Annotated in this window: 19 protein-coding genes, 2 tRNA genes and 1 pseudogene; 13 read left to right on the top strand and 9 right to left on the bottom strand. The window is 41.4% G+C overall.

Annotated features, from left to right (window positions below; translation table 11 throughout):
• Both B2008_RS06125 and B2008_RS06120 read right to left on the bottom strand, forming a co-directional pair.
• Positions 1-167: LacI family DNA-binding transcriptional regulator (locus tag B2008_RS06125; protein ID WP_286822616.1), on the bottom strand; the 167-nt coding region annotated here is incomplete at its 3' end.
• A gap of 194 nt (positions 168-361) precedes the next feature.
• Positions 362-1,177, bottom strand: coding sequence for a Cof-type HAD-IIB family hydrolase (locus tag B2008_RS06120; RefSeq protein WP_286822613.1), 816 nt, complete (start codon positions 1,175-1,177; stop codon positions 362-364).
• Positions 1,178-1,998: 821 nt separating this feature from the next.
• Between B2008_RS06120 and B2008_RS08355 the strand changes: the two genes are divergently transcribed.
• Genes B2008_RS08355 through B2008_RS06105 form a run of 4 tightly spaced genes read left to right on the top strand, consistent with a single transcriptional unit; the run spans position 1,999 to position 3,164 of the window.
• Positions 1,999-2,289 (top strand): DUF6612 family protein, encoded by a 291-nt coding sequence (locus B2008_RS08355; protein WP_414671997.1) that lies wholly within the window; start codon positions 1,999-2,001, stop codon positions 2,287-2,289.
• Between the two features lie 8 nt (positions 2,290-2,297).
• On the top strand, positions 2,298-2,432 hold the full coding sequence (locus B2008_RS06115) for a hypothetical protein (RefSeq protein WP_286822612.1): 135 nt from the start codon (positions 2,298-2,300) through the stop codon (positions 2,430-2,432).
• Entirely contained in the window at positions 2,432-2,986 is a 555-nt protein-coding gene (locus B2008_RS06110; RefSeq protein ID WP_286822611.1) for a DUF4811 domain-containing protein, read from the top strand. The genes B2008_RS06115 and B2008_RS06110 overlap by 1 nt, the downstream gene beginning before the upstream one ends.
• Positions 2,967-3,164 carry a hypothetical protein gene (locus B2008_RS06105; RefSeq protein ID WP_286822610.1) on the top strand — a complete coding sequence of 66 codons (198 nt, stop codon included), beginning with the start codon at positions 2,967-2,969 and terminating at the stop codon, positions 3,162-3,164. Before B2008_RS06110 ends, B2008_RS06105 begins: the two co-directional genes overlap by 20 nt.
• Before the next feature lie 69 nt (positions 3,165-3,233).
• On the opposite strand, the gene B2008_RS06100 is transcribed toward B2008_RS06105, so the two are convergent.
• From B2008_RS06100 to B2008_RS06080, 5 genes are all read right to left on the bottom strand, one after another.
• Positions 3,234-3,779, bottom strand: a complete 546-nt coding sequence (locus tag B2008_RS06100; protein ID WP_286822609.1) for a hypothetical protein — start codon at positions 3,777-3,779, stop codon at positions 3,234-3,236.
• Positions 3,780-3,828: 49 nt separating this feature from the next.
• Entirely contained in the window at positions 3,829-5,232 is a 1,404-nt protein-coding gene (locus B2008_RS06095; RefSeq protein ID WP_286822608.1) for an APC family permease, read from the bottom strand.
• A 425-nt stretch (positions 5,233-5,657) separates the two neighbouring features.
• Positions 5,658-5,731: transfer RNA gene (locus tag B2008_RS06090), tRNA-Pro, on the bottom strand.
• A 5-nt stretch (positions 5,732-5,736) separates the two neighbouring features.
• Positions 5,737-5,810: transfer RNA gene (locus B2008_RS06085), tRNA-Arg, on the bottom strand.
• A gap of 79 nt (positions 5,811-5,889) precedes the next feature.
• A complete protein-coding gene (locus B2008_RS06080) occupies positions 5,890-6,879 on the bottom strand; it encodes a GMP reductase (protein WP_286822607.1) in 990 nt (329 codons plus the stop codon).
• Positions 6,880-7,060: 181 nt separating this feature from the next.
• On the opposite strand from B2008_RS06080, the gene B2008_RS06075 reads away from it, so the two are divergent.
• The 3 genes from B2008_RS06075 to B2008_RS06065 all read left to right on the top strand — a co-directional run bounded on the left by B2008_RS06075 (position 7,061) and on the right by B2008_RS06065 (position 10,672).
• A complete protein-coding gene (locus B2008_RS06075; RefSeq protein ID WP_286822606.1) occupies positions 7,061-8,350 on the top strand; it encodes an adenylosuccinate synthase in 1,290 nt (429 codons plus the stop codon).
• Between the two features lie 3 nt (positions 8,351-8,353).
• Complete coding sequence (gene purB, locus B2008_RS06070; protein ID WP_286822605.1) at positions 8,354-9,646, top strand: adenylosuccinate lyase; 1,293 nt, start codon at positions 8,354-8,356, stop codon at positions 9,644-9,646.
• A gap of 93 nt (positions 9,647-9,739) precedes the next feature.
• Positions 9,740-10,672, top strand: a complete 933-nt coding sequence (locus B2008_RS06065; protein WP_286822604.1) for an EamA family transporter — start codon at positions 9,740-9,742, stop codon at positions 10,670-10,672.
• A 77-nt stretch (positions 10,673-10,749) separates the two neighbouring features.
• On the opposite strand, the gene B2008_RS06060 is transcribed toward B2008_RS06065, so the two are convergent.
• Together B2008_RS06060 and B2008_RS06055 are read right to left on the bottom strand one after the other, a co-directional pair.
• Complete coding sequence (locus B2008_RS06060; RefSeq protein ID WP_286822603.1) at positions 10,750-10,980, bottom strand: helix-turn-helix domain-containing protein; 231 nt, start codon at positions 10,978-10,980, stop codon at positions 10,750-10,752.
• Positions 10,970-11,434, bottom strand: a complete 465-nt coding sequence (locus B2008_RS06055) for a Crp/Fnr family transcriptional regulator (protein WP_286822602.1) — start codon at positions 11,432-11,434, stop codon at positions 10,970-10,972. The genes B2008_RS06060 and B2008_RS06055 overlap by 11 nt, the downstream gene beginning before the upstream one ends.
• Positions 11,435-11,628: 194 nt before the next feature.
• Between B2008_RS06055 and larA the strand changes: the two genes are divergently transcribed.
• The 6 genes and pseudogenes from larA to B2008_RS06025 all read left to right on the top strand — a co-directional run bounded on the left by larA (position 11,629) and on the right by B2008_RS06025 (position 15,622).
• Positions 11,629-12,903: a nickel-dependent lactate racemase gene (gene larA / locus B2008_RS06050; RefSeq protein ID WP_286822601.1), complete on the top strand. Its 1,275-nt coding sequence runs from the start codon at positions 11,629-11,631 to the stop codon at positions 12,901-12,903.
• Position 12,904: 1 nt separating this feature from the next.
• Positions 12,905-13,645 (top strand): nickel pincer cofactor biosynthesis protein LarB, encoded by a 741-nt coding sequence (gene larB, locus B2008_RS06045; protein WP_286822600.1) that lies wholly within the window; start codon positions 12,905-12,907, stop codon positions 13,643-13,645.
• Positions 13,646-13,675: 30 nt separating this feature from the next.
• Positions 13,676-14,466: pseudogene (locus B2008_RS06040) on the top strand (LarC family nickel insertion protein).
• Between the two features lie 30 nt (positions 14,467-14,496).
• Positions 14,497-14,934, top strand: coding sequence for a nickel insertion protein (larC, locus tag B2008_RS06035; protein WP_286822599.1), 438 nt, complete (start codon positions 14,497-14,499; stop codon positions 14,932-14,934).
• Positions 14,935-14,956: 22 nt separating this feature from the next.
• Entirely contained in the window at positions 14,957-15,142 is a 186-nt protein-coding gene (locus B2008_RS06030; RefSeq protein ID WP_286822598.1) for a hypothetical protein, read from the top strand.
• 21 nt (positions 15,143-15,163) lie between these two features.
• Positions 15,164-15,622 carry an ATP-dependent sacrificial sulfur transferase LarE gene (locus tag B2008_RS06025; RefSeq protein ID WP_286822597.1) on the top strand — a complete coding sequence of 153 codons (459 nt, stop codon included), beginning with the start codon at positions 15,164-15,166 and terminating at the stop codon, positions 15,620-15,622.
• Positions 15,623-15,625: the final 3 nt, after the last annotated feature.

The raw sequence follows: 15,625 nt of genomic DNA, 5'->3' as shown, positions 1-15,625 counted from the left end.
ACGCTTAAATCTCGAGCGACAGCATTTGGGACGTAATTTGTTTGTTGAATTACTCGTTCGATTTTTGATCTAGTGATATCTGACACATAACCATGTTTGTTTAATACTCTTGATACCGTTGCAAGTGAATAACCACTTATTCTTGCAATGTCCCGTATTGTGGTCATCTTTTTCACTCCTTATAACATGTCGCAGCATATTTTTGTAAATTATCATTTATAAAATAGATTGAATCAACATTAGTCTTATGTATATGAAAGTTATGAGTCCGCTTAGTTTAGCGTTTCACTTCAGCAATGGATTATTCACGGAGCGGATAATTCATTGCTATATTAGAAAAAATAAGCAATCAATAAAAAAGTTACTGGATATGAAATGCAGGCAAGGTTTGCAATGCATATGCTACGCCACTTTCTTCATTAGACTTAGTTACAAATTGAGCAACTTGTTTGATTTCATCTAGTGCATTATCCATGACAATCGGTAGTCCGACTCTGTTAAGCATTGGTAAATCATTGTAACTATCACCAAAGCCAGCTGTTTCATCAGGATTTAGTTTTTCTTTGGTTAAAATATAGTCAATTCCACGAGATTTCTGAGCATCAATGCTAGTGATTTCTAAATATGAAAGTCCGGATTGTTGGATACTGATGGATGCAATATTTAATTGATTTAGCATATCATGAATTTTTAGTATTTCTGCTGCATTAAAGGTAATAATCATGATTTTAAAAACCTTAAAGCTGGCTTGTTGGAGTACTTTATTATGAGGCGAAACCATAGCTTTTTGACCAGTTAATTTTTGCTGATATTTGATACCATAGTCAATTTTACTGGTATACCAACTGGTGCAATCGTAGTAACTTACTGATACCTTTGGAAAATTGGATGAGATTGCACTAATGATTGACGCTGCAAGCTCAATATTAATGCTACATTCATTAAGAAATTGAAATTTTTGATTGATTCGCTTAAAAATCAAGCCACCATTGAACGCAATCTGTGTTTCTGTCAGCCCTAATGCTTTGATAGCTGGTGTCATCTCCATCGGGGAACGGGCTGAAACTAGGGTAATCGGGATTCGCAAATTCTTAATAGTCTTGATATTTGTCGGCGTGACGGCGCCTCGATTAGTCAATAAAGTGCCGTCCATATCAGAAAAAATGTGTTTAATCATGATGCGTGCTCCTCACTTAATTATGCTGTCTTGAGCATAATTTGTGTAACGCGTTACATGTCAACACTTGGGGTTAATTTTTTATGGCTTGATTTAAACAATTTATAAAGCAGCTTAATATTGTTATATCATTATCTGACTGTAAAGTAATCTTGGTTACTATTTTGTCTTTGCCAATCACTAACAACTCGATCACTTGGAGTTTCGGTAGTAAAGTAAAAATCACCAGAGCTGGGGATTGGTAAATGGGCTCTAGGTTTAAACTCATGTCCAATTTCATGCAGCTTGATTTTCATATTAATAAATCTTAAAGCTACGGGGATTATCATCAAAAGTTTGAATTTCCATTCTTAAAACATGATGATAAAATTGACAATTTTTGGGAATACTTTTAACTGTTAGTACAAAATGATAACTTATCGTTTTTCTGACTTCGTATTTACTCCTAAGAAATTAACGTTTGACAAGGTATCAGTTTGTTTAATTGCTGATTTCGACAAAAATTGGGATAGATCGGTGTGTGCTTTTGTCTAGAAAGTGATACGGGGGGCTATACCTACCGTTTAGCTTCTAGATCATTATTCGCTATCTTTAGCTAAAAAATTCCCAGTGCAAAGGATCTTGTATCTCAATCAGTTGTAGCACAAAAAGCCCAGAAGAATGTCCATTTTACAACAAGATGGAAAATGGCTTGATTTAACAAGCCGAATGTCGATATACGGCATAAATGTCGATTCTTTACAAAAACAAATTTCAGGAGCACAAGTTAAGCAACTTCCGGATTCTCTGTATAGAATGCAAAAGTAAGTGAAGGTAAGGGAATATACACTATCAAGGCAACAGCAAACAAAAATGAATCAATGAAGATTTTGAAAGATGGTATGGGAATTCTAGGGCAAAGTAACACTAATTTGCCTAAAAATTTAAAGGTGTCAGAAATTGTTTACACCATCAAGATTGACGCGAAGACTAAATTGCCAACTCAAACAAATATGAATATAGTACTTGAGCTAGGCAATGAGAAATTTAATGAGAAGGTAACCAGCACATATACAAAGTGGGGAAAAGTTTACGGACATCAAATCCATTTCAATATAAGGTTGAAGCTTTAAATGCGACAATGTCAGGGTATCAAGGGGCATTTTTGGTAGCTGTTGGCTTTTGTATCATTGGATTTATCGTTGCCTTCTTCATGAAAAGTAAGACTGAATTTCAACCAATTACCAAAGCTACTGAAAAAGGGGATATAAAATAATGATTATTGTATTGTTGATACTAAGCGCAATTGCCTTCTTTATTAGCTTCATATACCTCGACAAAATTTTGCCAAGAACCATTTGTGTTATTTTGTCAGGGTTATTAGTTGTGGGATCATTAACAGCCATAGTTGGGAACTACCATAGTCATTTTGGTATGGATAAGATCGTTCATACTAAAACTGTGAAGATATATTCTCCTAGTGGTAATGCAATGAATATTGTTTTATACCAAAATATTGGAACCAGTGGGCAAAAAAATGTTTTTATTTATAAAAAGCATCCAGAAGATACCAAAATGACTCACACTCAGGCAAATGAAGCCACAACAAATAAAGTCATAACAAGCCATGCTTCTTCAGCTAAACTAAAAATAGATGAAACACGATGGCAATACAAATCACAATGGGCTAAATTTTTATTTGAGATTGCAGATAATGACCATCAGTTAATTAGACGAGAAAATCAGTTTTATTTACCTAAGTCTTGGCTCAAATTGTCAACGACGCAAGCAAAAGAGCTAAAAAAAAGAAATGGCTTCATCGGTATTTAAAGCAAACGCACAAAAACAAGCTGCTGTTTATGTACGAACTAAGTTGAAAGCAGCCATCATTAAGAATCCTAGCCTCGCCACTAATCAAAGTAGGCAACAAGCACTTGCTAAGTCTTTTTCAAAAGAATTTCGATTAGCTTTAATTAAACAAACAATTTCTGAAATAACTAAAAAATAAATGATTTAGATGGCTTTGGAATAGAGGATTTAAAGTGTAGCTGGAAAGCTAACTTTATTAAATTTAATATTAATTCAAAAAGAAAATGGCTATTCCGGTTGATAACATGGCTAACATGCCGACCATAGCTAAAATTTTAGCGATTAGTTGGGTGCGAGTTGTTTTAGGATAATAGCGCCATATTTTTTCCCATTCAGGATGTTTAGTGACTGCCACCTCTTTTAACTGGGAAAAAGCTTTTTCACGTTTAGATTCAAAAAAGAGATCATTAATTAACCCTAAAATCGCTAATATACTGGTCATCATGCTGAACGAAGTATCTTGATATACCTCAACTACATAAATACTAGCAAGGCAAGCACCTAATAAGACAAACCATAAGAATAACGATAAGACCCAGAACAAATTGTAATGATTATAAGCCGTAGTATCTAACTCAGGGTCTGCATAGAGACGATAAAGGATGGTCATACGTTTTTTAGTTGCAGCATCTTTGGTAGGGGCATCTTGTCTGATGAGCCTAATATGCTTGTTTTTGGCACGAACGCTCAAAGCAAAGCCAAACATAATCAAGATGAAACCACCGAAATATAAAATAATGGGAATTAAAGTCATAATGATACCTTTCTACGAAAAAAGTATTCATAGTATTATCGCCTAATTATTACTTACCATTTTGTAATTTAGAATGGTTAATACCATAGGTAAAGTATACTAAAATACCTAAAATAAGCCATAATCCCACTGATATCTTTGTGATGTTAGGTAGCATAATAACAAAATAGAGACTAAAAACACTCGCTATAATTGGTAAGTAAGGGTAAAAAGGCATTTTAAAACCGTGATTTGGAATGTCTTTGCGATGACGTAAGGGGATAATTCCAAAAGAAATAAAAGCGAAAGCTAAGAGCGTGCCAGCATTAATTAATGATGCCAGTTGAGTTAAGGGAACTAATCCAGCAAAGAAAGCCTGAATAATGGTTGCAATGATAATCGCATTTTTGGGAACCAGATGCTTATGACTGACTGCTCCCATTTTAGCGGGTAAAAGCCCATCGCGTCCTAACGCATAAACTAAGCGAGATCCACCAAAAAACATGGTGATTAAAGAAGTGAAAATACCGATTAGTGCCCCAATGGTAATCAATTTATTCCAAGCATTTAGATGGATGATTTTCAGGGCATAGGCTGCAGGGTCATCAACATTTAATTTAGAATAATGAACAATGCCAGTTAAGACTAATGAGAAAGTAACATATAAGATTACTGACACAAATACAGTTCCTAAAATTCCTTTGACGACATTTTTCTCAGGCTCAATTGTCTCTGCTGAATTAGCTGCTAAAGCATCAAAACCGATGAAAGCAAAAAAAACAGTGGCTGCAGCAGTTGAAATCCCACCTAATCCCCAGGGACTAGTGTGAAATTGTTTAGGGTAGAAGGGAATATAATTGCTCGTTTTAATGTAAAAAGCTCCCACTACGATGAACAAAATGATGATCGTAACCTTAATGATGACAGCAACGTTTTCAATTCGTTTAGAGAGGTTAGCACCATGAATAATAATTACACTGACCAACAACACAATTAGGGTGGCAGTAAGGTTAATTACTCCACCCTCTAATGGGCCATTTTGTAAGGCTTTAGGTAAGTTCAACCCTAAAGCACTGAGTAGATTATTATTAAAGTAGGCGGCAAATCCAGTTGCTTCAGCTGCCACTGCTAAAAAGTACTCTAAGATTAGTGCCCAGCCTAACATCCAGCCAATGATTTCACCGTAGACCACTGATCCAAAGGAATACGCAGAGCCAGCTACTGGCATAGCTGATGAAAATTCCGCATAGGCCATGCCAACTATTCCTGAAATAAGCGCTGCCAATAAAAAAGCGATAGCCACGGCAGGCCCGGCATGCATCGCTGCCTCATGTCCTGGTAAAATAAAAATACCTGTCCCAATAACAGCGCCAATCCCTAGAGCAATTAAATCTCGTGCACGTAATGTTTTGTTTAGCCGAGAATCTGCCTTTAAATAAGTCGATATTGCTTGCTTCTTAAAAATATTTCTCATGTTATCCTCCGCTATAAGTATTCTTTTATGCTAGTATATTTTGGTGACAAGATGGGGGAAAGGCTGGAAAAAAATTAAAGCACTATAAATAAAATTATATTGCTGATTATTCTAATAAGTTAAAGAGCTAGTACTGAATTTTATGATATATTAAACTATCCTTTTTGAGCTTACTGGTTTAAGTGATAGCCTAGGTAAAAATCTCGTCGTATTTTTAGATAGTGAAACCTTTCGCCTGCTTAAATATGTCGCGGTCTAGCTCGAATTAGTGGGTTAGCTCGTTAGTGCTAGCTTTCATTCAAATTAATCTCGCTGAGAAAAAGCTCATTTATTAACATCTACCACACCCACAGCAACTTTAAACTTATAACACTTAGATACAAAAAATGCCGCAACGCTACTGGTTGCGGCTTTTTTGCGTATCATCGGGAAAACAGGATTCGAACCTGCGACCCCCTGGTCCCAAACCAGGTGCTCTACCAAGCTGAGCCATTTCCCGTCAAGTGCACCCTGTAGGACTTGAACCTACAACCTTCTGATTCGTAGTCAGACACTCTATCCAGTTGCGCTAAGGGTGCAAATAGCTAACTGAATTATTATAGCATAAATGAACCTTTTGCCAAGCTTAAAAATAAAAATGGCGGTTAGCCTAAGGGGCTAATCACCATCCATGATATTACTTTTGACAATGACATAATCCACTTTTCGAATCGCATCTAGGTCCTTGCCACCAGCATAAGAAATGGCTGATTGCAGATCTTCCTGCATTTCGGTCAGCGTGTCAGCAATCTTGCCGCGGTAGGGGACTAACATCTGCTTACCTTCAACGTTGCGATATGCACCTTTTTGCACTTCACTAGCTGAACCCCAGTATTGCATGTAAGTTTTCCCAGCAATCTTGATGATACTACCAGGCGATTCACGGTGCCCAGCGAGCATTGAACCAATCATGACCATACTAGCACCAAAGCGAATGGATTTGGCAATGTCCCCGTTATGCCGAATTCCGCCGTCTGCAATGAGCGGTTTGCGTGCCACTTTGCCACACATTCTCAAGGCCGCTAATTGCCAGCCCCCTGTACCAAAACCAGTCTTGAGCTTCGTAATGCAGGCTTTACCCGGCCCGACACCGACCTTCGTGGCATCCGCGCCAGCATTTTCTAATTCTCGCACTGCTTCCGGAGTTGCCACATTACCCACAGTCAAAAAGGCTTGTGGTAAATGTTCTTTAATGTAATGAATCATGTTAATGACAAAGACAGAGTGACCATGGGCCACATCAATGGTGATATAGTCAGGCGTGACCTGTGCCTTGACGAGCTGATCAATAAAAGTGTACTCATTGGCTTTGATGCCGACTGAGATTGAGGCAAATAGCCCTTTTTGTTGCATCATTTGAATAAACGTCAGCCGTTTTTCGGGCTGAAACCGATGCATCACATAGTAATAGTCATTTTGGGCTAGCCAGATAGCCAAGTTGTCATCAATTACACTGGCCATATTGGCTGGAACCACTGGTATTTTAAATGTTCGGTTTCCAAATTTAACCCGGGTATCAGCTTGATGCCGGCTTTGAATGATTCCTTTATTAGGAACCAACTGGATATCGTCGTAATCAAAGGCTTCCATGCTAAAATAATTACTCATAGCGTCTCCTCACTGCTTTCATCGAACCGATTTCTAATATACGCAAAACTAGCCATAAAGTCAACAAAAATGCGAACTATTAAAAACAAATGTTAATATATAATTCGTGTTTATGTTGACTAATAAACCGGAACTTGTTAAAATACTGGACGTAATCAATGGATTGGATGAGGTGAATAAGATGACAGTTGTTGCAGTTGTAGGTAGCCAATGGGGCGATGAAGGTAAGGGCAAGATTACTGATTACTTGAGTAAAGTGGCCGATTATGCCGTTCGTTCCAATGGTGGTAATAATGCAGGGCATACGATTGATTTCGGGGGTCGGACTTTCAAGATGCGGCTTGTACCATCTGGGATTTTTGCCGCTAACAAGGGTTCCGTCATCGGTAATGGGGTCGTGATTAATCCCGAAGTGTTACTTGGGGAATTACAACATTTGCAGGAGAGCGGGATTGATATTAGTGGGCTGAAGATTTCGAACCGGGCCCATATCATTATGCCGTATGATATTTTACAAGACATCTATCAAGAAGATACTAAAGGTGCTAATCGTGTCGGCACGACGAAAAATGGGATTGGGCCGACTTATATGGATAAAGCCTCGCGCATTGGGATTCGGATGTGTGACCTGTTAGAAAAAGAAACCTTTGAAGCAAAATTGCGTTTTAATTTGGAACTTAAGAACCAACTATTTGCCCAGGTTTATCACAAGCCAGCTTTAAAATTTGAAGATATTTTTGATACTTATTATGCTTATGGTCAAAACTTAAAGGACTGTGTCACGGATACTTCTGTGCTCGTCAATAACGCCATTGATGCCGGTGATCGGGTACTATTTGAAGGCGCCCAAGGGGTCATGCTTGATCTTGATGAGGGGACTTATCCTTTTGTCACTTCATCTAATACCATTTCTGGCGGGATTGCGAGTGGGATTGGGGTTGGTGCCAACCGAATCCAAACCGTGATTGGGGTAGTTAAGTCCTATACGACCCGAGTAGGTGCTGGTCCTTTCCCAACCGAATTAACCGATGAGACGGGCAACCGAATCCGCGAAATCGCGCATGAATATGGCACGGTGACTGGTCGTCCACGGCGGGTTGGCTGGTTTGATGCAGTCGCTTTCCGGCATGCAAAACGAGTGGCCGGCATTACCCACCTCAGCTTAAATATTTTGGATGTCTTTAGCGGTTTTAAAACCGTGAAGATTTGTACAGCTTATGAATTAGATGGTCAGAAGATTGATTACTATCCTGCTAGTTTGAAAGAATTAGCGCGTTGTCAGCCAGTTTATGAAGAAATGCCAGCGTGGGATGAAGATATTACGGCTGCTAAGCGCTGGGAAGATTTACCCGCTAATGCGCAGTCCTTTTTGCGGCGGATTGAGACGGTCACAGGGACGAAGCTCGTGACGATTTCAGTTGGACCCGATCGGGAACAGACGATTGTTTTGCAAGATCCTTGGAAGTTATGACGGATGATTGAAAGATATGCACGGCCAGAGTTGCGCCGAATTTGGACAGATGAACATAAATACGAAGTTTGGTTAAAGGTTGAATTAGCAGCCACAGCTGCCTGGGCCACGGCTGGAGAAGTTCCCGCAGCGGATGCCCAGCAGATTCAGGCTAAGGCTCATTTTAGCGCTGAGCGCGTTCATGAGCTTGAGGCGGTGACGCATCATGACGTGGTTGCCTTTACGCGGGCGGTGTCGGAAAGTTTAGGTGCTGAGAAAAAGTGGGTGCATTATGGCTTAACTTCAACAGATGTGGTCGATACAGCTCAAGGCTGTCTGTTAAAAGAAGCCAATAGCTATATTCGCGCTGATCTTATAGCCTTAAGTGCGACCATGCGGCGGCAGGCTTTGAAATATCAACATACAGTGATGATGGGCCGCACGCATGGGGTACAAGCAGAACCCATTACGTTTGGGCTTAAGTTAGCTCGGTGGTATACCGAACTGCAACGCGATTTGGAGCGCTTTGATCATGCTGCTAGCGGCGTGGCTGGCGGTAAAATTTCTGGTGCGACGGGCACGTTTGCCAATGTGCCACCAGAAATTGAAACGCAAGTGTTACAGCAGTTGGGGCTCCGGCAATTACCGGTAACGAGCCAGATTTTGCCGCGTGATTTACATGCTGAATATTTGGCCACGATCGCGCTGATTGCGACCAGCATTGAAAATTGGGCCACCGAGATTCGCAGTTTGCAACGGAGCGAAATCCATGAAGTGGAAGAACATTTTCGGCCCGGACAGAAGGGCTCTTCCGCTATGCCACACAAACGTAATCCGATTGGTTGCGAGAATCTTTGCGGTTTAGCGCGCGTGTTGCGAGGGCAGATGCTAACCGCTTATGAAGATGTGACCTTATGGCATGAACGTGATATTTCACATTCTAGTGCTGAACGAATTATTCTCCCGGATGCCACCGAAGGGCTGGATTACATGTTGCGCCGGTTCGACCGGATTTTGTCACAGCTTGATGTGTTCCCTCAGACGATGCTGAAAAATATGGATCGCACGTATGGGCTCATTTATAGTCAGCGGGTCCTCCTCAAGCTGATTGATGAGGCAGGGTTATCACGTGAACAAGCGTATGATATGGTCCAACAATTGACAGCTAAGGCTTGGGATGAACAAACTTCGTTTAAAACGTTAGTTTTAAATAGTCAGATTATGTCTTATTTAACGCCAGCCGATATTGATGACGCGTTCGATTATCATTATCATTTGCGGTATGTTGATATAATTTTTAAAAAGTGTGGTTTATAGTTTTTCAACGAGCACGACTCAAAATTGGGTCGTGCTTTTTGGTGCTATTATTTGTTATGATAGAAGCCGAACTAAAAGGGATGAGGATGCAATATGACGAAACAGAAAAAAAGCCAACTCTGGACCGTGTTATGTGCCTTTGCCTGCTTTATGTGGGGCATTTCGGGACTGTTTGGGAAGGCCTTATTTAATTTGGTATCTACGGCCACGGCTTTATGGCTGTCACAAGTGCGCATGATAACGGCGGGTCTGGTTTTGATTTTGATTGCTGTCATCCGTCATCAAAAGCCTTGGCGTATTTGGCAAGACCGCGGGCGCGCACTACGTCTCATTGCTTACGGGCTAACGGGGATGCTGCCAGTTCAATTTTGTTATTTTATGGTGATTCAATTAGCTAATGCTTCACTGGCGACCATTTTACAATTTATCGGACCATTTTTTATTATGGGGTACTTAGCGATCACCAAGAAACAGGTCATTCGCCGGCTAGATTTGTTAGCGAGCGTAGTGGCTTTTCTCGGCGTGTTTTTATTAGCTACACATGGCAATGTGGCGCATTTTTCAATTACCCCAGAGGTGCTCTTCTGGGGGGTACTGTCAGCCGTTGGCGTGATGACTAATACGCTGCTCCCCGTTAAATTACTCAAGACCGACTCGAGTGCGACGGTAAGTGGTTGGGGGTTGCTCGTGTCTGGGACAGCATTACTGTTGATACACCCAGCGATGCCACATGTCCCAAATACGGTGCCAGTCTGGGTTTGTCTCGGAGGCGTGATTGTTTTAGGAACAATCATTCCGTTTCAATTAATGACTAATTCATTGCGCTATATTAAGCCGGCCACTGCGAGTTTACTGGATGCCTTTGAGCCGCTGTCCGCTACCGTTGGTTCGGTGCTGGTCTTTGGTTTGACGATGACGCCACTAGATGTTATTGGGTCACTACTAGTGATCCTAGCTGCAATGGCCTTGAATTTATCACCTAAGTGGCGTCGTAAGTTAATCTCGGCGCGGCTGAATCGCCAATAAACTGAATAGCACAATAACTAAAAAAAACGATTGACCTCGGGCCAGTCGTTTTTTGATTTTATTAAGTTAAGTCGCGCTTAATAAGCAATCAAGTCATTTAATTTTTGCATATTTTTAATCACAATCCGGCGCCGGCCATGCGCGTTATTAAATTCAATCACATCATGACTTTTTAAAGTCCGGAGCATGCGACTAACACTCGTGTAGTTTGCAATGCTACAAAAACCAGCAATATCTTCGTTGGTTACTAAAAAGTCGATCAAGATTTTATCCGTACCTGGGATTTCTTTTCCAAATTTAATGGACATGTTTTTTTAAAAAATTGGCCAATGCCCCTAAGCGGCCGTTCATGGTTAATCGTTGCACCCGAGAAAAATTCTCAGATAACCGGTGGCGGTAATATTGGCGTACATAATCTTGTAAGCCTTGATCAGCATTGACGTATTCCCAAAATTTAACGCGATTAATTTGATAAAAGGTGGCATCTGTTGATTCAATTCGGACATTAAAAGGCTGCTCATCATATTGCAAAGCTTCATCATGCAATAAAGAAATCACATCTGGTTGACTAATATAAGAGATGTTAAATTCCCGACCATCTTGGAGGATGACCGAGGTTTTAATAATTCCTTCTTTCAAGATATAGACGTTAGCGGCCTTGAGACCATGAAAAGTCAGGTAGGTATGATATTCCTTCGTAATGGTGGGAATCTTTTTATTTTTTAGAAAATTCACTAAATAGTGCACATTATCAGTCTGCATTTAATCACCCTTTATAACTGTATGGTTTATTATATTGAATTTTGTCCAGACAGTCATAACATAAAGCATTACCAAATGGCAATGCTCCTAGCTATCTGCATTGCCTTGGCCAATATGACAATAGACTTGGGCAATGAAATGCTAAATCAAGAGTGTAACATACTGAATTGCAAAATAGAATAGGAGTGACTAGTATGCATAAAGTTGATTTACCATACGATAAGCGCACCCTTACGGCTGAAGTTGCCGAGAAAAATTATGCCGGCAAATTAGTATCGCAAGCTGCGACCTACCAAAACAAATTATCAGAGGCAGAAACGGTTGAGAAATCATTAGATAATCCCATCGGTTCTGAAAAATTAGAGGAGTTGGCTCGCGATAAGAAAAATATCGTGATCATTAGTTCGGATCATACCCGCCCGGTACCTTCTCATATCATTACCCCGATCTTATTACGGCGCTTGCGCTCAGCTGCACCTGAGGCTCGGATTCGGATTTTGGTTGCGACCGGTTTCCACCGGCCTTCAACCCATGAAGAATTAGTCAATAAGTACGGCGAAGAAATTGTCGCTAACGAAGAAATTGTGATGCACGTTTCAACTGACGACAGTAGCATGGTTAAAATTGGTCAATTACCATCTGGTGGCGATTGCATTATTAACAAAGTGGCCGCCGAAGCTGATTTGTTAATTTCAGAAGGCTTCATCGAATCTCATTTCTTTGCTGGTTTTTCTGGTGGGCGTAAATCGGTCTTGCCTGGGGTTGCTTCATATAAGACGATTATGGCTAATCACTCGGGTGAATTTATTAACTCACCTAAGGCGCGGACCGGGAACTTAATGCATAATCCGATTCATAAGGACATGGTTTATGCTGCTCGGACAGCTAAGCTCGCCTTCATCATTAACGTCGTGCTTGACGAAGATAAGAAGATTATTGGCTCATTTGCTGGTGATATGGAAGCTGCTCATAAAGTGGGCTGTAACTTTGTCAAAGAATTATCCAGTGTTCCCGCTATTGATTGTGATATTGCGATTTCGACTAATGGTGGTTATCCGCTTGATCAAAACATTTATCAAGCCGTTAAAGGGATGACCGCCGCCGAAGCAACTAACAAAGAGGGCGGCACCATTGTCATGGTTGCTGGTGCTCGTGATGGTCATGGTGGCGAAGGCTTTTACCATAACTTAGCTGATGTGGCTGATCCAAAAGAATTTTTAGATCAAGCGATTAACACGCCACGGCTCAAGACGATTCCTGATCAATGGACTGCACAAATTTTTGCCCGCATCTTAGTTCATCATCATGTGATTTTTGTTTCAGACCTAGTTGATCCTAAATTAATTACGGATATGCATATGGAATTAGCTAAAACCTTGGATGAAGCCATGACGAAGGCTTATGCCCGTGAAGGTCAAGCAGCTAAAGTAACGGTTATCCCGGATGGACTCGGCGTTATTGTGAAATAGCATGGCCACTACTAAAGAAATATTACAACAAGTTGCTACGGGGCAATTGAGCCCAGCAGCGGCGGCCCAGCAATTAGAGGCAACTAGAACGGCTGATTTAGGTTTTGCTAATGTCGATTTGGATCGCCAACGCCGTAATGGCTTTCCTGAGGTCATTTATGGTGCTGGTAAAACGGCGACACAAATTGTCGGAATTGTTCAAGCTTTATCACAGCAATCCTTACCTATTTTAGCGACCCGGTTATCGGCAGAGAAATTTGCCAATATCCAGCCAGCTTTGCCCGCTGCAGTCTATCACGCAGCCGCGCGCTGCATGACAGTAGGCGAGCCACCAATCCCTAAGCCATCCGATTATGTTGCGGTAGTGACGGCAGGTACTTCCGATCTGCCTGTTGCTGAAGAAGCGGCCATTACGGCGGAAACTTTTGGCAATCGGGTTGAACGCGTCTATGACGTGGGTGTCGCTGGGATTCACCGGTTGTTTGCTAAGCTGGACGTGATTCGCGGTGCCCGGGTGGTCATTGTCATTGCTGGGATGGAAGGCGCCCTGGCTAGCGTGGTTGGCGGCTTAGTGGCGAACCCAGTCATTGCCGTTCCAACGAGCGTTGGTTATGGTACCAGCTTTCAAGGAATGACGGCGCTACTGACCATGCTTAACAGCTGTGCGTCAGGGATTAGTGTCGTTAATATTGATAATGGCTTCGGTGCGGCTTATTCAGCCAGCATGATTAATCAAATGTAACTAGCCGTGAATGAAAGAAGGAAAAATCACATGCGAATGCTTTATTTAGACGCTTTTTCTGGGATTAGCGGCGATATGTTCATTGGCGCACTACTTGATTTAGGACTTGATTTCAATGCCTTAAAGACTGAGCTCGCCAAGCTTCATGTTCACGATTACGAATTGACCCAAGAGCGGCAAGCGCAAAGCAACATTTACGGAACCAGTTTCGATGTTGTAGTTGCTGGTGATAAAGATCATGGATTTATTGAACACCATCACCATCATGCTGCTGGCCATCATCATGATCATGAGGCACGTCATTTAGCTGATATTGTGGCCTTGATTGATGCCAGCGATTTGTCAATAACTGTTAAAGAACACGCTAAGGCTATCTTTGTCGAGATTGCTAAAGCCGAAGCGACTGTACATCATATGCCACTTGCCGAAGTTCATTTCCATGAAGTCGGGGCCTTAGATTCGATTGTCGATATTGTGGGCGCTTGTGTTGGTTTGGAACTGATGCACATTGATACCATTATGGCGTCACCACTGAGTGATGGCAGCGGCTTTATCAATGTCATTCATGGCCAAATGCCAGTTCCAGTGCCAGCCGTCATGCAAATGCGCGTTGGCAGTCACATCCCGATTAAACAGCGGTTTGACGTTCATACCGAATTGATTACCCCAACTGGGATGGGCATCGCTAAGACGCTCGTTCATAAGTTTGGACCGTTGCCAGAAAATGCTGTGCTAAGGTCGGTTATGGTTTTGGCAATCGTGATACCGGCGGTTTTAATGCCTTACGGGCAATTTTATTCGAAAAAAAACTAAGTCAGTAGGTTGTTAATCAGACCGCTGATGCAGTTTTAATGATTGAAGCTAACCTAGATGACCAGACTGGTGAGGGACTAGGTTATGTGATGAAGCGTTTATTAGCAGTGGGTGCTTATGACGTCTTCTTTACCCCAATCGAGATGAAGAAAAATCGACCAGCGACTAAGCTAACCGTTTTAGGCAATGCGAATGATCGAGAAACTTTAACGAAGCTGATTTTGGAAGAAACGACGACCATTGGCGTACGTTACCAAACTTGGCAGCGGACAATTATGCAACGTCACTTTCTGAAAGTGCAAACGCCGTATGGTGCAGTGCAAGTTAAAGTGGCTACGTATCAAGAAATTGAAAAGAAAATGCCAGAGTATGGCGATTGTGTCCGTTTGGCGGCACAATTACAGCTACCATTTATGCGCATTTACCGGGCTGCCTTAGTTGCGGCCGAACAACTAGCTGGAAAAAGTAATCACTAGATATAAAGAAGGATTTAGAATAATGTTAGCAAACAAAGAAAATAAATTACAAAATGCTTTGAAACAATATGACCGGGTGGTTGTTGGCTTTTCAGGTGGAATTGACTCTACGGTTGTCTTAGCTGAAGCTGTTAAAACCCTCGGCAAGGAGAATGTTTTAGCTGTTGTCGCTAATTCAGATTTATTTGCGGATGATGAATTTAATTAAGCTATGGAGCTAGCTGCTAATTTGGGTGTTCAGAACAAAGGAATCCGTTTAGATTACCTAGCAGATCCAGAAGTTAAGCAAAATACCCCACAGTCTTGGTACCACATGAAGACTATCTTTTACGAAGCATTAAACCAAGAAGCTGCTGCTTTTGGTAATGCTGCTGTATTAGATGGCATGATTACGGACGATAACAGTGACTTCCGTCCAGGCTTGCGTGCTAGAGATGAACTTGGTGCTGTATCCGTTTTACAAGAAGCAGATATTTACAAAAAGGAAGTCCGCGAATTGGCTAAGAAGTTGGGATTAGCTAACTGGAACAAGGTTGCTTCATGTTCAGTATCATCTCGTTTCCCATACTATACCGAATTAACGACTGAAAAATTAAACCGCGTTTTAGCAGCTGAAAAGTATTTGCGTGGTTTGGGCTTTTTGACGGTTCGTGTGCGCATTCATGATAAGCTAGCCCGGATAAGTTAGCCC

The sequence above is a fragment of the Lactobacillus sp. UBA5813 genome, assembly GCF_002417895.1.
GTDB classification, from domain to species: Bacteria; Bacillota; Bacilli; order Lactobacillales; family Lactobacillaceae; genus Lactobacillus; species Lactobacillus amylolyticus.
Note: the sequence above shows the minus strand (reverse complement) of the source record. Positions and strands in the feature narration are given on the sequence as shown.

What these genes read in the sequence shown, in the direction of transcription:
- B2008_RS06120 (WP_286822613.1), bottom strand. Translation starts at nt 1,177, where the DNA reads ATGATTAAACACATTTTTTCTGATATGGACGGCACTTTATTGACTAAT.
- B2008_RS06115 (WP_286822612.1), top strand. Translation starts at nt 2,298, where the DNA reads ATGTCAGGGTATCAAGGGGCATTTTTGGTAGCTGTTGGCTTTTGTATC.
- B2008_RS06110 (WP_286822611.1), top strand. Translation starts at nt 2,432, where the DNA reads ATGATTATTGTATTGTTGATACTAAGCGCAATTGCCTTCTTTATTAGC.
- B2008_RS06105 (WP_286822610.1), top strand. Translation starts at nt 2,967, where the DNA reads ATGGCTTCATCGGTATTTAAAGCAAACGCACAAAAACAAGCTGCTGTT.
- B2008_RS06100 (WP_286822609.1), bottom strand. Translation starts at nt 3,779, where the DNA reads ATGACTTTAATTCCCATTATTTTATATTTCGGTGGTTTCATCTTGATT.
- B2008_RS06095 (WP_286822608.1), bottom strand. Translation starts at nt 5,232, where the DNA reads ATGAGAAATATTTTTAAGAAGCAAGCAATATCGACTTATTTAAAGGCA.
- B2008_RS06080 (WP_286822607.1), bottom strand. Translation starts at nt 6,879, where the DNA reads ATGAGTAATTATTTTAGCATGGAAGCCTTTGATTACGACGATATCCAG.
- B2008_RS06075 (WP_286822606.1), top strand. Translation starts at nt 7,061, where the DNA reads ATGACAGTTGTTGCAGTTGTAGGTAGCCAATGGGGCGATGAAGGTAAG.
- purB (WP_286822605.1), top strand. Translation starts at nt 8,354, where the DNA reads ATGATTGAAAGATATGCACGGCCAGAGTTGCGCCGAATTTGGACAGAT.
- B2008_RS06065 (WP_286822604.1), top strand. Translation starts at nt 9,740, where the DNA reads ATGACGAAACAGAAAAAAAGCCAACTCTGGACCGTGTTATGTGCCTTT.
- B2008_RS06060 (WP_286822603.1), bottom strand. Translation starts at nt 10,980, where the DNA reads ATGTCCATTAAATTTGGAAAAGAAATCCCAGGTACGGATAAAATCTTG.
- B2008_RS06055 (WP_286822602.1), bottom strand. Translation starts at nt 11,434, where the DNA reads ATGCAGACTGATAATGTGCACTATTTAGTGAATTTTCTAAAAAATAAA.
- larA (WP_286822601.1), top strand. Translation starts at nt 11,629, where the DNA reads ATGCATAAAGTTGATTTACCATACGATAAGCGCACCCTTACGGCTGAA.
- larB (WP_286822600.1), top strand. Translation starts at nt 12,905, where the DNA reads ATGGCCACTACTAAAGAAATATTACAACAAGTTGCTACGGGGCAATTG.
- larC (WP_286822599.1), top strand. Translation starts at nt 14,497, where the DNA reads ATGATTGAAGCTAACCTAGATGACCAGACTGGTGAGGGACTAGGTTAT.
- B2008_RS06030 (WP_286822598.1), top strand. Translation starts at nt 14,957, where the DNA reads ATGTTAGCAAACAAAGAAAATAAATTACAAAATGCTTTGAAACAATAT.